Raw genomic sequence first — 17,226 nt, 5'->3', positions numbered from 1 at the left:
CTGTATCCTCGTTCGGTTGATTACTTGCCGGCTTTGGAGTCATCGGGCGGCACGATGCGGAAGCGGATCATCATGGCGTGGTCTTCATGCACGACGTTGTGGCAGTGCAATGGATAATCCCCGTACCAGTCACGATATTGCATGTAGTAGCTGACCGAGCCAGTTCCCGACGTGCCAACGGCCCCATCGCCAATCCTGGCCACGTCCTTGCGGGACTTACCATCGATCGCCAGATTCTCGGCTTTGCCGTTGCGGCTGAGCAGTTGAAATTCCTCGTGATGCGTATGCACCGGATGCGACCAGCCGCCGCCCGATTCCAGCGTCCATTGTTCCGCCGTACCCTCTGCCGGATACGCACTGATTTTGGAGGGATCAAATAACTGACCATTGACCGTCCAGGCGCCGTTGCTGGAATCAAACTTGAATCGGCGCTGAACCTTGACCGGATTGGCTCTGGCCGGCATAGGCACCATGACCTGAGACTGGAGCATACTCAGCGATGCGCTGTTATCTACAACCAGATCGCCGGATACGACGAACTTGAGCAGTTGGGTCTTGCTGCTGGAAGGCAGAATCTTGCCCGTGGTGCCCTTGCCGGTGAGCTGCTCCAGCCGGTTTTCCAGGTAAATTACTGTACCGGGCGGGTATTGGCTGAAATCGATTATTACGTCCGCCCTTTCGGCCACGCCCAGGCGCACGCTGGAAACGACTTGCGCCTTGGGCAGCAGATTACCGCAATTGGCGATGCGCGTGAACTTGGCGTCATTGCTCAGAAACAATTCGATAAAACGCGAGGGACCGGCATCCAGGAAGCGGAAACGGTATTTGCGTTTTTTGACATTCATAAAGGGCTTGATCTTGAAGTTGACCGTTTGGTGGTCGCCGACGATGCCCTCAAGGTTGAAGGTGTCGAAGAACATCTGCCCGGTCTGGTCGAACACCTTGTCGGTGAATAGCAGCGGGATGTCGTATTCACCGCTGGGCAGTTTGAGATCGGTCGATTCATCCCCGGTATCGAGGTTAATACCGTTGCTGAACAGCGTGTAGAAGGAGGCCATGCCTTTATAGACATTGGCGGCGGTGAAGTCGAAACGGTGATCGTGGAACCACAGCGTGCTTTGCGTTTCCTTCCAGTCGCCTGGACACCATGCTCCATTGTAGTCAGTACCGTTTTTATGAGTGCTGGCAAAGCCTGCCCGAACATTGGGATACCAGTAGTCCCACCACTTACCGGAGTCCTAGAACCGGGTCGGCCCGCCATCCGATTCCGGCGGGTTATGGGCATTATGCAGGTGCGGCGTGCACTGGTTGATGCCGAACCCCTGGTTGTCGTTGTTGTCCTTGGGCAGGCCGTTGTACATGCGCATGAGTACCGGTTCGCCGTAATGGGCATTGATACGCAGCACGCCGACGGCATCCGAATTCATATCGACATAGGTCCAGACCCTGGAGTTGAATGCAGGGTATTCCACCGTCGAATAAAAATTCCAGCCGACTTCCTTGGTCATCAGCTCGTATTTCGTACAGGCATCCAGGCCGCCCAGCTCGTCCCAGCGCTGATGCTCCTCGTTGCGCGCTTCCTCGAAATCGTCGAAATCATTCAATCCTGGATTCCAAAGCGTCTGTTTTTCGTCGCATTTGCCTTTTTCCGGCGTGGGACCGACATTTGATCCGACCGACAGGCAGGCTTTCGGGATCGGCAGCAGCTCCGTCCAGGGCTTGTTGCAGGGCGGACTGATCAAACCGACGCTAGCCGCTTCAGCCAAATTGGGCAGAAAGTGACGTCCACCCATTGCGGTCAGACCGCCAATACCTGCAGTCAAACCCATTTTGAATAATTCGCGCAGGGTGATGCCGGCCTTTTGAATGTCGTTAACTTCCTGCATATAGCGAGCGACGGTCTTCTCGCGTTGGCTGATGTTCGTGACCTTGATTATTTTCTTTAACATGACACGCCTCATTACAGTTTTTAAGAAACTGTATTAACACAGTATTTTTCACCGTTCTTTATTCGATGCTCAACAGCGCTTCTGATCGATAGCCTCATCATGCGGTTGGGCGATAGGGTTATTATTTAAATGTATGGCTTTAAAAACCGGCCCCTTGCGGAGCCGGTTTCTGGTTCCTTGCGTTTACTTGATGGTAACGCCGACATTTGTCCTCGTGGCGCCGGTCGCTAATGACCGCAAGCTGATCGGTGCGGTGCAGGCAGGTCCTGGTTTTAACCGCAGGTCCCACGTACCGTTAGGGGTACCTGCAACTACGGGGACCGCTGAACCCAGTTTATTGGTGTTCAGGTCGGTTGGCACAGAGGCAGCCAGGTACAACTGGATATTGTTGTTAGTCTGTACCGTGCTGGTTCCAGTTACGCGCCATTCTCCCGAAGTGGCATTGATGCGTTTGCACTGCGATGCGGTTGTCTGGATGTTTTCAGTATTAACGACCGTCACCGTGACATGCGCAAGCGGTGAAACCTGACGACCGTTGTCATTGGCTACGGTGTAATCGAAGCCGAAGTTACCTGCCGTGGCACCGCCCACGAAAGTTACCTTGCCGGTTGCATCAGGAGAAGACACCGTGCCGCCGGTGATGTTGGATACCAATACCGGCGCCGGATTCAACGTAGCGCCATTGCCCGAGTCGTTGGCCAGAACGTCGATCACTACCGACTGGTTGATGGCCACATTGACCGGTCCGTCTGGATTAACAATAGGAGCGGGCCCGGCTGCGGATGGCACGACTGCGACAATTACTGTCGCCACATTGGACTGACCGACGCTGTTGGCTGCCGTATATTGGAAAGTCACATCGCCGTTTACAGAACCCGGCGTGTAAGTTATGGATGTGCCATTAGCGGCCGCCGAGCCAGAGCCGGCTGGAATTGCCGCTCCAACCAGTTGCACAGAGGTGATCAGCGCTGCCGGATTCGCGACATCGTTAGCGGTAACCGGAATATCAACGAACGAACCTCCTGCTTCTGCCGTTGCGCTGTCATTCAGGGCAAGCGGCACGCCAGGCCCAGGGATAGCACCGGCTATTGTTGTTACCCGATCGCGCGCCACGGTGAATGTCCCGCTGCCGTCGGCAGTCGATTTAACGGTAACGGTATCCGGCGGTGTGTCGACACCGGTCACTGTCAATGTCACTTCGGCCGGATCGTTGCCGTTATTGGTTGACACGGCTGTCGCCATAGCCCTCCAGCGTCAGTGCAGGCGGTAGTTGGCCGGTTCCGAAGCCCTTGTCACTGCTGGTCGCAACTACAGTCAGCGTCTGGTTGGCGTAATTCGCCGAAGCCGCCGTCACAACATCGACTACATGCTTGGTGAATAGGCTGGGCGGGGTGTCGGCGCTATTGATGACCGATACGGGACCCGGCAAATTGCCGCTGGGATCCACCATGCCTTGGGTATAGTACTGCCCGAGCGCGGTGGAGCCGAATGAGATCATCTTGACAGGCGCTATGTTTGCTGCAGCCGCTGTCAATGAAGGATTAGGCTGAGAAGCCAATACCTTGATGTCGCGGGCATACACATCAACCTGCGTACCGGTAGCATCATCACGTTTGTAGAAGCCATTGTAGATATCCAGCGGACTGGGGATTGGGCTTGCCACAAAATTGTGCAGGCGGCCCATCAGGCTGAACTGGTCGGAGCGAAGACACGTACCGCTGATCCCTTGGTCTCCCAGTAAAATGGGAGCGCCGGCGGCTGTTTCGCCGCAGATCTCGAGATAGTTGGTGCCGAAGGGACTGCCGGTGATGAATTCCGTGGCAAGCCCGTTCGACAGGAATTGAGCGCCGTTAAGCGTGACCGGTGCGAGTGGCGCGCCACCGCTGCTGGCGGACCGTTGCAGACGGCTCTGGAGCGCGCCGTCAAACACGCCGCGCGTTACGCCGACGTCTTCGCTGAAACAGATATCGCTATTGCCGGCAGAAACGGCATCAACCGGGAAAGTCTCGACGCCGTAAGAATGGGTCACGGTGTAAATGCCGGGTTCCAGAACGCCAGCAAATACGCGGATGCGCGTGAATGTTATTTGATCGCCTACAGCCACCGCGCCTACAAAGAAGGCTGCTTCCAGCGCCAGAACCAGGGTGGCGCGCTTGCCGCCAGGCACATCCAATAAGGATGTGGCATTAAAGTAAAAGGCCTCATCGGGGAAGTTGTTTGGAAAACTGTAAGGCGGATCGGGTAGGCCGGGTCCGACCAGCAAACAGGCATTCTGTTGCGCAGCGCCCGGATTGCTGGCATTAGGCAAGCATAAGTCGAGGACGGTTCCGTTCAAATCCTGATGCCAGTTTGGAAAACCGTGTCCTGCCGGGGAAGGTAAGTTAATCGGCCCGACCCGTGCCAGGTCGGCATAAGCGGATAGGCTCAACATAGTGAGCGCTATCGCAGCTACGGTATGTTTGGTTTTCATTTGAATTTACCTCATTGTTATTCTTAGCAAAGAGTCAAATAGGCGCATTTGGATATTGACGACAACATCCAGATACATTGTGCTTTTCATTGTGTCCATTCCCCGACTGAATTTTTGTTATCAATACCACCGTTCGACACTCCTTTCGGAAAACGAAACGAATAACACCGACGACCAGTCTGAGGGTTTACTCCGTTGGGATTAATGTATAAGAAAAGCAAAGAAAATGAACTCGGGTGGAACCCTGATTTGGACTCAGGTTAATACCTGATATAGAGCATAGGTATTTATCCATTTTGTCTGTAAAACCCCTTCCTTCAGGTGCATAGCTATCTACACAAGTTATTCGCTCTCTGCCATTAAGTTAGACTGAAAAGACAGTGATGACTGAATAGTGTGGGCGCGAATTTATTCGCGCCCACCTAATGCCAAGCCCTTAACCTAATAGCGGTGACGCCACCCGCGAGGGAACGAGGACATGTTTTTTTTTCTTAAATTGATGCATGGGCAGCCAGTCCAGTCGGGATGTAGTGACTTGTGTAGATAGCTATGCTTTAGGTAGGAGTAATTCACATAAGTCCTATGGATATAGAGCGGACATAATGAGTGGATTTTGGTATCCCCGCAAAATATAACAAGCTATTTAGTGGGGTACAGGTTGGATTGCCTAAACAGTAGGCAAAAAAAATGCGGCCTATGAGGCCGCATTAGAGAAGGATATAAAACTCTGAATTCCGAGGAGGAAATTTACATCTCAAGAGTTGTACGTATATTAGCGATAAATGATGAACATTGGAATGTGACATATTGTCGCAGTATCTTAACAAGTTATCATTTCTCTTTATCTGAAAGTGTATAGATCGACAATCATATTCCCAGTTCCTGAATCTTCCGGGTTAGGGTATTCCTGCCATAGCCTAATAAAATAGCCGCTTCGTGGCGCTTGCCGTGGGTAAAGTGTAACGCCGCTTCAATCAAAATAGTCTCAACAGCAGGGATGATTTGTTTGGCGATTTCGGCCTCGTTCCCGCGCAATAACTGTTGGTCTATCCAGTTTCTGAGTAAGGTTTCCCAGCCGTTTTCGGCAGCATTTTTTTCTGCTGGCGTGGCTAGCAACTCGGGCGGCAGGTCGTGCAGATGAATTTCCCGGCCCGAGGCCATCACCGTCAGCCAGCGACAACTGTTCTCCAATTGCCTGACGTTGCCCGGCCAGTCCAACGTGCTTAAAAAAGCCTCCGCGTCAGGTTTTAACACTTTAATTTCGGTATTCAGTTCGAGCGCCGCCTGATTTAAAAAGTGGCGCAGCAGCAAGGGAATGTCCTGTTTGCGTTCACGCAGCGGCGGGATGTGGATGCGGATCACGTTTAAGCGATGGAACAAGTCTTCCCGAAAGCGCCCTTGCTCCACCAGCGTTTCAAGGTCCTGATGGGTGGCAGCAATAATACGCACATCGACTTTAACGGAGGCGTATGAGCCGACCGGGTAGAATTCGCCATCGGCCAGCACCCGCAATAAACGGGTTTGCAGTTCGGCGGGCATGTCGCCGATTTCATCAAGAAACAAGGTGCCGCGATCGGCCTGCTCAAAGCGTCCGGCGCGGCGTGATTGCGCGCCGGTGAAAGCCCCTTTTTCATGGCCGAACAGTTCCGATTCCATCAGGTCTTTGGGGATGGCGGCCATGTTCAGCGCAATGAACGGATTGCCCGCTCTGGGACTGTGGCGATGCAGGGCTTTGGCGACCAGTTCCTTGCCGGTCCCCGATTCGCCGTTGATCAGTACGGTGATATGCGATCTGGCCAGTCTGCCGATAGCGCGGAATACCTCCTGCATCGACGGCGCTTCGCCGATGATTTCCGGCGTGGTTTCTTCTGCCGCATACGTCGGGGAATCCGAGATTTGCTGTTGCCGACTATGAATACAGGCTCTATGGGCGAGATCGACGACTTCCTTAATATCGAAGGGCTTGGGCAGGTATTCAAAGGCACCGCCATGGAATGCCGAGACCGCGCTTTCCAGATCGGAATGTGCGGTCATCACAATAACCGGCAGATTCGGGTGGCTCAGTTGGATCTTGTCCAAAAGTTCCAGTCCGTCCATGCCGGGCATGCGAATATCGGTAATCAGCGCATCGGGCAGGTAGTCCTGTAAGGCACTCAGCAACTCGGCCGCACCGGAAAAACTGCGGGTGATGATGTCCGCTTTTTGCAGGGCTTTTTCGACAACCCAGCGTATCGATTTGTCGTCATCGATGATCCAGACAGTTTCGGCTTTAGTCATTTTCTGATTCCCCTTGGGTAATAATCGGTAAGAAGATTGAAAACACCGTGTTTCCGGGTTCGCTATTGCATTCAATTAAACCGTTATGCTGATTGATCAAGGCTTGGGCTATGGATAATCCCAGTCCTGTGCCGTCGGCGCGTCCGGTAATCATCGGGTAGAATATCTGGTTCATCATGTCGGCGTCGATGCCCGGCCCGTTATCGATAATGTCGCATTTGACCGCTAATTTGTAGCGCTTGCGACCGATGTTCACTTGCCGGTGAATCCGGGTTCTGATGCTAATGTCGCCTTCGCCATTCAGCGCCTGAACGGCATTTTTGGCGATATTTAAAATAGCCTGGATCAGTTGGTCTTTATCGGCCAGGATCTCGGGAATACTGGGATCATAGTCGGATTTAACGGTGAGACTGGAGCTTCCTTCGGCTTGAACCAACTGCCTGACCCGCTCCAGCACTTCGTGAATATTGATGGCCTTTTTATTGGGTAGTTTGTTGGGGCCGAGCATTTTATCCATCAAACCTTGCAGACGGTCGGATTCGGCGATGATAATTTGGGTGTATTCCTTGAGTTCCGGGTCGTGTAACTCCAGATCCAGCAATTGTGCCGCGCCGCGCAAACCGCCCAACGGATTTTTGATCTCATGCGCCAAGCCCCTGACCAGCAATCTGGCGGTGTTCTGCTGGGTTAATAAGTGTTCTTCCTTGGATATGCGCAGATGATTATCGACTTGTTGCAATTCGACCAGAATCTCGTTGACCCGCTCATTTTTCAATAACGGCGTTAAGCTCAAATTAATGGTGAGGCTGTGGGTCATACGATCCAGAATAAGCTCACGGTCCATCAGCGGTTCCGCCATGGTCAGGCATTGCTGCAAATTCACCAGCAACGCGGGATCGGAAGACTTGAATAACTCATAAGCGCCGAGGCCTACCAAGTGGCGCGAGCTGTCGGCAAGCAAAATCTCACCGGCAGAATTGATGTAAGTGAGCGTTAGGGCGCGATCAAATAACAGGATGGCGGTATTAAGGTGATCAAGTATACGTTTATGCATGGCTTGCTTAAGGTTGTTTAAAGAAAGAGTGTTATCGTTTTTTAAAGCAATTTGTGGGCCGACAAAGGCAGAGAAAAGGCTAAAGGCTAAAGGCTAAGGGCTAAGGGCAAAAGATTTTTTCCCTTTTCGTCTTTCGCCTTTTGCTTTTCGTCTGTCTTTTTACCTGACTGTCCAATTAAGTGCGCCAGCAGTTTAGTTTCGCACCATTTTAGCGCATAAAAATTTTAAATGTAGGCGGGAATAAGGCCACCCAAGCCTGTCCTGAGCTTGCCGAAGGGCGTAGCGCGAGGTGGCGGTTCCGGCGCGTGTTGCCGGAACCGCCAGTTCTTGCTGGCGCTCGAACAGTCTTATTCCGGCCTACAGCGTTAGAGTAGGCATACAGATTGCTTAGGAATATTGAACATAGCATTCAATCATAAGGAACACCCGATGAAACAACGCTTGGTCGTGATCGGCAACGGCATGGCGGGTATGCGTACCGTAGAGGAACTGCTGACCGCCGCGCCGGATAAATACGCCATTACCGTGTTCGGCGCCGAGCCTTACGGCAACTACAACCGCATCATGCTGTCCTCGGTGCTGTGCGGCGAAAAAACCATTGAGGATATTGTGATCAATAACCGTCAGTGGTACCTCGACAACGGCATAACGCTCTATGCGGGCGAAGCCAAAGCCGTGACGCGGATAGACCGGAAAAACAAAAAAGTCTATGCGCAAGACGGCACATTTGCCGGCTATGACCGGCTGTTAATCGCTACCGGTTCCAAAGCCGTTATACCGGAGATTGCCGGCAATGATCTGGAGGGCGTGATCAGCTTTCGGGATATTGTCGATGTCAACAAAATGCTTAGCTACAGTCGTAGCCATAAAAAAGCGGTGGTCTTGGGCGGGGGGTTGCTAGGCCTGGAAGCCGCCAACGGTCTGGTTTTAAGAGGCATGGATGTGACCGTGATCCATAATCATGAAATCTTGCTGAACCGGCAAATGGACAGACCCGCAGCAAAAATGCTGCAAACGGAACTGGAGCAACGCGGCCTGAAATTTAAGATGGCCGCCAAACTTAAGCAATTACTGGGGGATGAAAATGGTCATATCACCTCTGTTTGTTTTGATGATGGCAGCCAACTCGACTGCGACCTGTTCATTATGGCCATCGGCGTACGCCCCAACATGGCGCTGGCTCAGGAAGCGGGGATTTATTGCGAGCGCGGCATCGTCGTTAACGATACTTTGCAAAGTTACGATCCCAGCGTTTACGCGGTAGGCGAATGCATTCAGCATCGCGGCGCTACCTTCGGCCTGGTCGCTCCGTTGTTTGAGCAAGCCAAAGTCTGCGCCAATCATCTCAGTGCGCATGGCGTGGCCGAATATATTACCTTGCCGACCGCGACCAAGCTTAAAGTCACCGGTATCAACCTGTTTTCGGTTGGCGATTTTCAAGGTGATGAACATTCTGAAAGCCTCTGTTTTACCGATCCTGCGATAGGTATTTACAAGAAACTGGTCATTAAGGCCGACAAGCTGATCGGCGCGGTGCTCTATGGCGACACCGCAGACGGCAGCTGGTACCAGCAATTGCTGGAGCAGGAAGAGACTATTTCCGAGATAAGGGATGCGCTGATTTTTGGTAAAGCTTATGCGGGGTAAGTTGTGAACCCAATGCGGGCGCGAATTCGTTCGCGCTGTGCCGATTGCGCGAATGAATTCGCGCCCACAGCTTGTTGATATACTGATACTTATCATGACTAAAACCATACAAACCACTTGCCCTTACTGCGGCGTAGGCTGCGGCATTAGCGCGAAAGTCGATGACGTCCACCATCGCCTTAAAATCGGCGGCGACACCTCGCATCCGGCCAATTTCGGGCGGCTATGCTCCAAAGGTTCCGCGCTCGGCGAGACGGTTGAACTCAAAGGCCGACTGTTGCAGCCGCAAGTCTACGGGCGAGAAACCAGCTGGACCCAAGCATTGGATCTGGTCGCCGACTCCTTTATCCGCGCTATCGAAAAATACGGCGCCGACTCGGTGGCGATTTACGGCTCCGGGCAATTGTTGACCGAAGATTATTACGTCGCCAACAAGCTGATGAAAGGCTTTATCGGCAGCGGCAATATGGATACCAACAGCCGCTTGTGCATGTCGTCGTCGGTGGCCGGGCATAAACGCGCCTTCGGCTCGGATACCGTGCCGGGCTGTTACGAAGATTTTGAACGCGCCGAGATGATCGTGCTGATCGGCTCCAATGCCGCCTGGTGTCATCCGGTCGGTTTCCAACGGATACGCGCAGCCAAGGAAGCCAATCCGGCGTTAAAAATCGTGGTGATCGACCCGCGCCGCACCGCCAGTTGCGACATCGCCGATTTGCATTTGCCGCTGGCGAGCGGCAGTGACGCCGCCTTATTTAACGGCCTGCTGCATTTTTTAAGCGAACAAAACGCGCTGGATTCGGCTTATATAAAAGCGCATACCGAAGGCTTCGTTGAAGCCCTGAATGCTGCCGGTATCGGTATTGAACAGGTTGCAAAGACTTGCCGGCTAGATAAAGACGACCTGCACCGTTTTTATGCATGGTTTGCCGGGCATAAAAAAGTGATGAGTTTATACAGCCAGGGCATCAATCAATCGACATCCGGCACCGACAAGGTCAATGCCATTATCAACTGCCATCTGGCAACGGGCAGCATAGGAAAACCGGGTTGCGGGCCATTCTCGCTGACCGGACAACCCAATGCGATGGGCGGACGCGAAGTCGGCGGCTTGTCGAATCAACTGGCCGCGCATATGGATTTTTTCAATGCCGACGACATAGATCGGGTCGCGCGGTTCTGGAATACGGCAAACATTGCCAAAAAGCCGGGTTATCCGGCCGTGGAATTGTTTGACGCCATCTACGACGGCAACATCAAAGCCGTGTGGATTATGGGCACCAACCCGGTGGTCAGCCTGCCCAATGCGAATAAAGTCAAACTGGCCTTGCAGCGTTGCGAGTTTGTGGTGGTGTCCGATTGCATCAACGATACCGATACCACCGCTCTGGCGCATGTGCTGTTGCCTGCGCAAGGCTGGAGTGAAAAAGACGGCATGGTCACCAATTCCGAGCGGCGCATTTCACGGCAACGGGCGTTATTTAAACCTGCCGGCAGCGCCAAACCGGATTGGTGGATCGTTACCCAAGTCGCAAGGCGCATGGGTTTTGAACAGGCATTCCATTATCAAAGCCCGGTGGAGATTTTTCGCGAACACGCCCGGCTTTCCGGCTTTGAAAATAACGGCCAACGTGACTTCGACATATCGGCGTTTGCCGACATGACTCAGCACGATTACGACCGTTTGCAGCCGATCCAGTGGCCGGTTAATCAGGCCTATCCGCAAGGCCGAAGCAGAATGTTCGAGGACGGGCGGTTTTATACCGAATCGGGCAAAGCCCGGTTTATTGCGGTTACGCCACGCCCACCGGTCAATCCGCCGGATCAGGCTTATCCGCTGATTTTAAATACCGGCCGTTTGCGCGACCAGTGGCATACCATGACCCGCACCGCTATTGCGGCGCAACTTAATCAGCACAAGCCCGAGCCATTTGTCGAAGTGCATCCTGCTGATGCACATTACTTAAGCCCAAAAGAGTGCGCTGAGCCTTTCTGTGGGCGCGAATTTATTCGCGCTACGCCGGTTGCGCGAATAAATTCGCGCCCACAACAGCTTGCTGATATACCCAATTTGGCCATCATTGAAAGCCGTTGGGGTTCAATGATTGCGCGGGTACAGATTACCGACAGTCAACAGCAAGGCAGCATCTTCGTGCCGATGCACTGGACCGAACAATACGCCAGTCGCGGACGCATGGGCGCGCTAGTCAATGCGGTGGTCGATCCGATTTCCAAGCAACCGGAAAGCAAGCATACGCCGGTGCGGATCAAGGCCTATCAACCTGCCTGGCAAGGTTTTATCCTGTCCCGGCGCGAGTTAAGCATCAGCGATCCCGACTATTGGGTAAAAATGAAAGGCGAACAGGTTTACCGCTATGAACTGGCCGGGATGACCTTGCCCGAAAACTGGCAGGCATGGGCGCAACAGAACCTCTGCGACAGCGCTGGCGGAACTGCCCAATGGCAGGAATATCAAGATTCCGCTCAGGGCAATTACCGGGCCGCGCGTATCGTCAACAATCGGCTGGAAAGCGTGGTTTTTATCGCGACCGAGTCTGCGTTGCCGGAACGCAATTGGTTGCTCTCCCTGTTTGTAAAAACAGAATTGGAAATAGCGGAACGCATGGCCTTATTGACCGGCAAGCCGCCCTTAGGCGTCGCCGATGTCGGCACTATCGTTTGCGCCTGCTTCAATGTCGGGGAACTTACCATCCAAAACGCGATCAGGGAACAAGGACTCAAAACCCATCAGGACGTCGGTCATTGTCTTAAAGCCGGAACCAACTGCGGTTCCTGTGTGCCGGAGATCAAGGCGCTGTTGTGATGACGGCGTAATTGGGAACCCGGAAATCTTGTTGTCTCTGGTTCCCACTGGGAGAGACTGTGAAAGTATCCATATTTAGAAATTAACCACGAAGAACACGGACGACTGCAAGGATGCAGGAGGTAGAGCAACGCAGGAGCAGTTGCCGAGAGCACGAAGTTTTTAATACCTTGAATTAATGCTGTTGTTTTCTCCGTGTCCTTCGTGTTCTCTGTGGTAAATAATTTTTTCAGCTCGATCTGGATAATACTTTCACCGTCTCGGGAGCGTGGGAACGAGGGTAAGTATTGAGCAGGCCGTGCTGTTCGTGGACGATGGCTCTAGGTCAACAAATACAGCAACACCAGATTAGTGAGCAGCAGGATTGCCGATAAGCCTTTCCAGAATAATAACGGATTGCGCTCAATTAAAGGGATAGCCTCTTTAGCGCTCAGGAATCTAGGGTTGGGTGTGGACAGGTCATACAGAAACTCCGATAAATTGTCGTAGCGAAATTGCGGGCTTATTGCGGTCGCTTTTTCCAAGGCGCCGTCAATCCAGAGAGGAACCATCGCATTGTGATGAAAACTGGGCACATAGTGCAGTTTTGCCAGATTCATTTTATCGGGTTTTTCAGGCATGTCCTGGCCGAAGGGCAGGGCGTTGTTCAGCATCTCGTAAGTGATCACCGCCAGCGAAAACAGCTCGGATTTTACCGTGCCCCGCTGCCCCAGATGATATTCGGGCGCGGCGTAATTTAAGGTGCCGAGTATGTTGTCGGCCTCGCCTCGATCCAGCGGGGTGATTTCTGCGATGCCGGCTATTTTAACCGAACCGAAATCGATGATTTTAGCGACGCCGTTTTTATCGAACATGATGTTTTCAGGTTTTAAATCCTGATGCAGCATTTCCATGCGATGAAAAGCGCGCAGACCTTTGGCAATCTGCTCGACAATTTTTCTGGCTGCTTTAATGTCAGGCTTGGGGTGGTCGGTAATCCATTGTCTAAGCGTCGGACCTTCGAGAAATTCGGTGACGTAATAAATGCAGCTTTTTTCCCGATCGGCGCTCAGAACTTTCAGCACATTGTCGTGATGAATGCGTTTCCCCGCCCATTCTTCATGCAGAAAATGCTCGATGTAATGGGTGTCGTCGTCATAAAGGATGGACGGGGTTTTTAAAATAACCTGCGTGTGGGTTTGGGTGTCGAATGCCCGATAAATCTGGGTGCGTTTGCTGGCATGCAATTCGGCCTCAATCCGGTAGCCGTCGATGACCATGCCGGGTTCCAGCGGCGGCGGGAAGGGCAGGTTGCTGTGGCGGCGAATAATCTCGTCTTCGTTGGCTTCGGGCAGTTCATCGATTCTGAGCAGCTGGCAGGTCAGATTGTCGTCGCTATGATTGGCTGCGGCCTGTTGCAAAATTGTTTCGGCAACCAGCGTTAAATCCGCAGACTCTTGGACGAGTTTTTTCAGGATTTTTTCATCGAGAAAATCGTGTATGCCGTCAGTCGTCAGCAAAAACAGATCGCCTTTTTCCACAGGATGCGCCTGGTAATCGACTTCCAGGCGCGGCTCTATGCCCATGGCCCGGCTAAGATAATTCTTTTCTTTAACCCAGATGCGGTGATCGCGGGTTATCTGCTCGAAGTTACCTTGGCGCAAGCGATAAATGCGGGAATCGCCGATATGGAAAATATGCGCCGTGGTCGATTTCAGGACGATGATGCTGAGCGTGCTGACCATGCCTTTGGTCGATTCATAGCGGCTTTGTCCCTGACTGTATAGCCAGGAATTGGTCGCGGAAAGAATTTTCTGCCCGGCAAGTTTGACCGACCACGAGTCCGGGGTGCTGTAATAATCGCTTAAAAAGCTGATCACACAGCAGTGGCTGGCCTGTTTCCCGGCGTCGCTGCCGCTCATGCCGTCGGCGATCGCAACGGCTATGCCTTTATGGATAAGCTGCGGGCCTTCCGGTATTAACGAACCGAAAAAATCCTCATTATCCGGCTTGATGCCTTTATCGCTGGCAGAGCCGATGCTGACTTTGAGTGTTGGTTTGGGCATGGTTTATGTTTATGGATAATTAATTCAACTCGATCATTTCCACGGTGCCGTCTTCCTGAACTTCGGCCATGTGTCCTTTGGGTTCATCGATAAACTGTACGGCGACCAACACGGATAATGCCACGACCGCGATGACTGTAAAAAATGCCGCCGGGGTAACGAACGATAATATAGTCAAAAACAGTACGCCGCCGACATTGCCGTAAGCGCCGACCATGCCGGCAATCTGTCCGGTCATCCGCCGTTTTATCAACGGAACTATCGCATAGACGGCACCGCAGCCGGCCGATACAAAGCAAGAGCAGGCCATGGTGACCAATACCGCCAACGCAATAGACCATTCCGGATCAATCAGCGACATGCAAAAATAGCCCGCCGACAGACCCAAAACAAAAATACTTAACGACAGTTTACGGCCGAATTTGTCGCTAACCCAGCCGCCAAGCGGCCGCGCAACCAGATTGATAAAGGCGAAACTCCCGCCCAGTAAACCGGCTTGCACCATGCTGATGCCTTGCGATTCATGGAAAGTTTCAAAGAAAAACAGCGGCAACATCGAAACTACCGCCAGTTCCGAGCCGAAGGTAATGAAATACGCCAAATTCAGAATGGCAACCTGCTTGAATTTGTATTGATGGATTGGATCTATCGGTTGTTGCAGATGTTCCTCATTGACGTGGATAATTTTATAGACGTTATAGAGGAATAAAACCCAAATGCCGATATAAATGCCAATGGCGGCGACGTTCGATAACAGGTTAGCGCCTGTTGGCGATAGTTTCCAGGTTAACAGGCTTAAGGTGGCGTACAACGGAATAGTCATCAGAACATAGAAGAACAAGTCCCTGATGCTGGTCACTTCCATCGCCCCGGCTTTTTTAGGCTTAAAATAAGTCGAGCCTTTGGGGGTATCGGAGACACTGAAAAAATAGATGACCGAATAGATCAGGGACATGGCGCCGGTGGTTGCAATCGCATAGCGCCAGCCTTCGTCGCCGCCATAGATCAAGGCGAGAGCAGGTAAAGTTCCGGCCGCAGCGGCTGAACCGAAATTTCCCCAACCGCCGTAAATGCCTTCGGCAATGCCCACTTGTTTGGCCGGAAACCATTCGCCGACCATGCGTATGCCGATCACAAAACCGGCGCCGATAAAGCCTAACAAGAAACGGGCCAGGGCCAGCTGTTCAAAACTGGTGGCAAAAGCGAACATAAAACAGGGAATACTGCCGACTGCCAGCAGTGTTGAATAAGTCCGTTTAGGGCCGAACTTATCGACCAGGATACCGATCACAATCCGCGCCGGAATGGTCAAGGCGACATTTAAAATCAGGATGGTTTTTATTTCCGAGCTGCTCATACCCAGCGTTTTAGCGATCACCATCATTAACGGCGCGTGGTTAAACCACACCACAAAGCTGATAAAAAAAGCCATCCAGCTCATATGGAGAATTTTGGTTTTCCCCGAGAAGGACAGCAGGTTAAGGTGTGAAGATGACATGGTTGATTCCCAGTTAGTAAAGATTTACTCGGGGAAATGCAGGTTGCATGCCACACCGGCAAAGACCGTTTAATACCGGGTTATTTGGGCCACGTAGCGGTATAAAACGAAAAAAGCGGCTAATGCTTAGTGATTAAGAAGCACCATAATAATGCTGGTTGCATCATTATGGTGCGGCGCAAGGGCTTAAAAACTGATATTCCCCTGCACCCAGATTTTTTGGGTGTCGGTGCCAAATTGATCGGCATCGTAATAAGCGTATTTGGCCAACAGGGAATAATGCTTGCCGAATTTTTTAGTGGCCTGAAAATCCCATTCCTTGCCGTAATGAAGTTGTCCGGCGTCATCGGTAAAATCATGGTAAACACCGGTTAATACCACGCTGCCGCGATCCAGTACGGCGTGCACTGCGCCGGATACATCGCGGATACCGTCTCTAGGCGTAACCAGGAATAAGTCCGCCCAGCCCTGGAATGCATGGTTGGTGCCTAGCGGCGTATCAAAGGTTTTATTGAGCCCTTTGCCGTCAAGTTGTTCAACTGCTCCTTGGAAAGTGAAGTTATAGGCGGTAACGCCGCCCATCAGGTTGACGCGGTCGGTAGCGTAGCGGGTTGCACCATGCCCGTAATCTTCCTGATGTCCCCATTCGGCGGTATAGACCACGCCGTAGTTATCACTCAGCTTTAGAGCGTCTCCCGGTTTTTGATAGTTGGTCATGCGCAAGCCGTAGGTTTGGCTGGATTTTTCATAATTTTCGCGTTCGGTATAATCCAGCCAGTAGCCGTAACCGACCAGATTGCCGTAATCGCCGACTTTATAACTGATGTTCAGAATCGGGGCTTCGATGTTTTCGGTGGTGGAGGTAAATGTATTGACGTTGCCGATATAGCCTGCGTTAACGGTCAGGCCGAACAGCTGTTGATTGCTGTGGGTGATCAGCACCGAGTCGAAGGTGGTTTCCATCTGCCGCCAGCCGACGTTGCCGATAAAGCGGTCGTCGTCGAGCTTGATGCGTTGCCGTCCGCCTTTAATCACCGTATCGGGAATGCCGGCATAGCTGAGCCATAGTTGGTTGAGTTCGCTTTTTTCAGGATCGGCCACTGTTGAGTAGCCGGTATTGCCGTTGCGCGTACTGTTGAAATCTTCCTGCATGGCCAGATTGCCTTCGTATTCGGCATAGCCTTGCAGGCCGTGAAAAGTCGGCGACAGCAAGCCTGCCCGCAGGCGTGCGGTGTTGGCATTGGCGGTTTTTTGCGGGCCTCGGTCTTGATCGACATTTTCGTAACGGTAATTCAAGTCAATCTTGACCGCGCCGTTTTTGCCGTAATGATAAAAATTGAGCGCGTCTTCAACGTCCTGGGTAACATCGGCTAAGGCTGAACCGCTCGCTACCGATAGGGCCAATAGTGATGCAGATAATGAGATTTTTCTTTGCTGCTGCGGCATAAAGCCTCCTAAAGTA

Annotated in this window: 11 protein-coding genes; 2 read left to right on the top strand and 9 right to left on the bottom strand. The window is 52.3% G+C overall.

All coding sequences use genetic code 11. From position 1 onward, the window contains the following. Positions 1-20: 20 nt before the first annotated feature. The 6 genes from ABXJ76_RS15960 to glnL all read right to left on the bottom strand — a co-directional run bounded on the left by ABXJ76_RS15960 (position 21) and on the right by glnL (position 7,750). Complete coding sequence (locus ABXJ76_RS15960) at positions 21-1,058, bottom strand: multicopper oxidase family protein (protein ID WP_432741891.1); 1,038 nt, start codon at positions 1,056-1,058, stop codon at positions 21-23. A 180-nt stretch (positions 1,059-1,238) separates the two neighbouring features. Next, positions 1,239-1,961: a hypothetical protein gene (locus ABXJ76_RS15955; protein WP_432741889.1), complete on the bottom strand. Its 723-nt coding sequence runs from the start codon at positions 1,959-1,961 to the stop codon at positions 1,239-1,241. A gap of 171 nt (positions 1,962-2,132) precedes the next feature. Further along, positions 2,133-3,191, bottom strand: a complete 1,059-nt coding sequence (locus ABXJ76_RS15950; RefSeq protein WP_432741887.1) for an Ig-like domain-containing protein — start codon at positions 3,189-3,191, stop codon at positions 2,133-2,135. Further along, positions 3,166-4,419: a hypothetical protein gene (locus ABXJ76_RS15945; RefSeq protein ID WP_432741885.1), complete on the bottom strand. Its 1,254-nt coding sequence runs from the start codon at positions 4,417-4,419 to the stop codon at positions 3,166-3,168. The genes ABXJ76_RS15950 and ABXJ76_RS15945 overlap by 26 nt, the downstream gene beginning before the upstream one ends. An 867-nt stretch (positions 4,420-5,286) precedes the next feature. Beyond that, complete coding sequence (gene ntrC, locus ABXJ76_RS15940) at positions 5,287-6,696, bottom strand: nitrogen regulation protein NR(I) (RefSeq protein WP_432741883.1); 1,410 nt, start codon at positions 6,694-6,696, stop codon at positions 5,287-5,289. After that, positions 6,689-7,750 (bottom strand): nitrogen regulation protein NR(II), encoded by a 1,062-nt coding sequence (gene glnL, locus ABXJ76_RS15935; RefSeq protein ID WP_432741881.1) that lies wholly within the window; start codon positions 7,748-7,750, stop codon positions 6,689-6,691. The genes ntrC and glnL overlap by 8 nt, the downstream gene beginning before the upstream one ends. 429 nt (positions 7,751-8,179) lie before the next feature. Between glnL and ABXJ76_RS15930 the strand changes: the two genes are divergently transcribed. Together ABXJ76_RS15930 and ABXJ76_RS15925 are read left to right on the top strand one after the other, a co-directional pair. Then, positions 8,180-9,397 carry an NAD(P)/FAD-dependent oxidoreductase gene (locus ABXJ76_RS15930; protein WP_432741879.1) on the top strand — a complete coding sequence of 406 codons (1,218 nt, stop codon included), beginning with the start codon at positions 8,180-8,182 and terminating at the stop codon, positions 9,395-9,397. A gap of 94 nt (positions 9,398-9,491) precedes the next feature. Next, positions 9,492-12,221 (top strand): molybdopterin-dependent oxidoreductase, encoded by a 2,730-nt coding sequence (locus tag ABXJ76_RS15925; protein WP_432741877.1) that lies wholly within the window; start codon positions 9,492-9,494, stop codon positions 12,219-12,221. A 320-nt stretch (positions 12,222-12,541) separates the two neighbouring features. Here ABXJ76_RS15925 and ABXJ76_RS15920 read toward each other — a convergent pair whose 3' ends face one another. The 3 genes from ABXJ76_RS15920 to ABXJ76_RS15910 all read right to left on the bottom strand — a co-directional run bounded on the left by ABXJ76_RS15920 (position 12,542) and on the right by ABXJ76_RS15910 (position 17,210). Then, positions 12,542-14,266, bottom strand: coding sequence for a protein kinase domain-containing protein (locus tag ABXJ76_RS15920; protein WP_432741875.1), 1,725 nt, complete (start codon positions 14,264-14,266; stop codon positions 12,542-12,544). 19 nt (positions 14,267-14,285) lie between these two features. Beyond that, positions 14,286-15,764: a NarK family nitrate/nitrite MFS transporter gene (locus tag ABXJ76_RS15915; protein ID WP_432741873.1), complete on the bottom strand. Its 1,479-nt coding sequence runs from the start codon at positions 15,762-15,764 to the stop codon at positions 14,286-14,288. Between the two features lie 186 nt (positions 15,765-15,950). Next, positions 15,951-17,210, bottom strand: coding sequence for an alginate export family protein (locus ABXJ76_RS15910; RefSeq protein WP_432741871.1), 1,260 nt, complete (start codon positions 17,208-17,210; stop codon positions 15,951-15,953). Positions 17,211-17,226: the final 16 nt, after the last annotated feature.

The organism is Methylobacter arcticus (genome assembly GCF_050917435.1).
Lineage (GTDB): Bacteria > Pseudomonadota > Gammaproteobacteria > Methylococcales > Methylomonadaceae > Methylobacter_A > Methylobacter_A titanis.
This window is presented reverse-complemented; position numbering and strand designations above follow the sequence as displayed.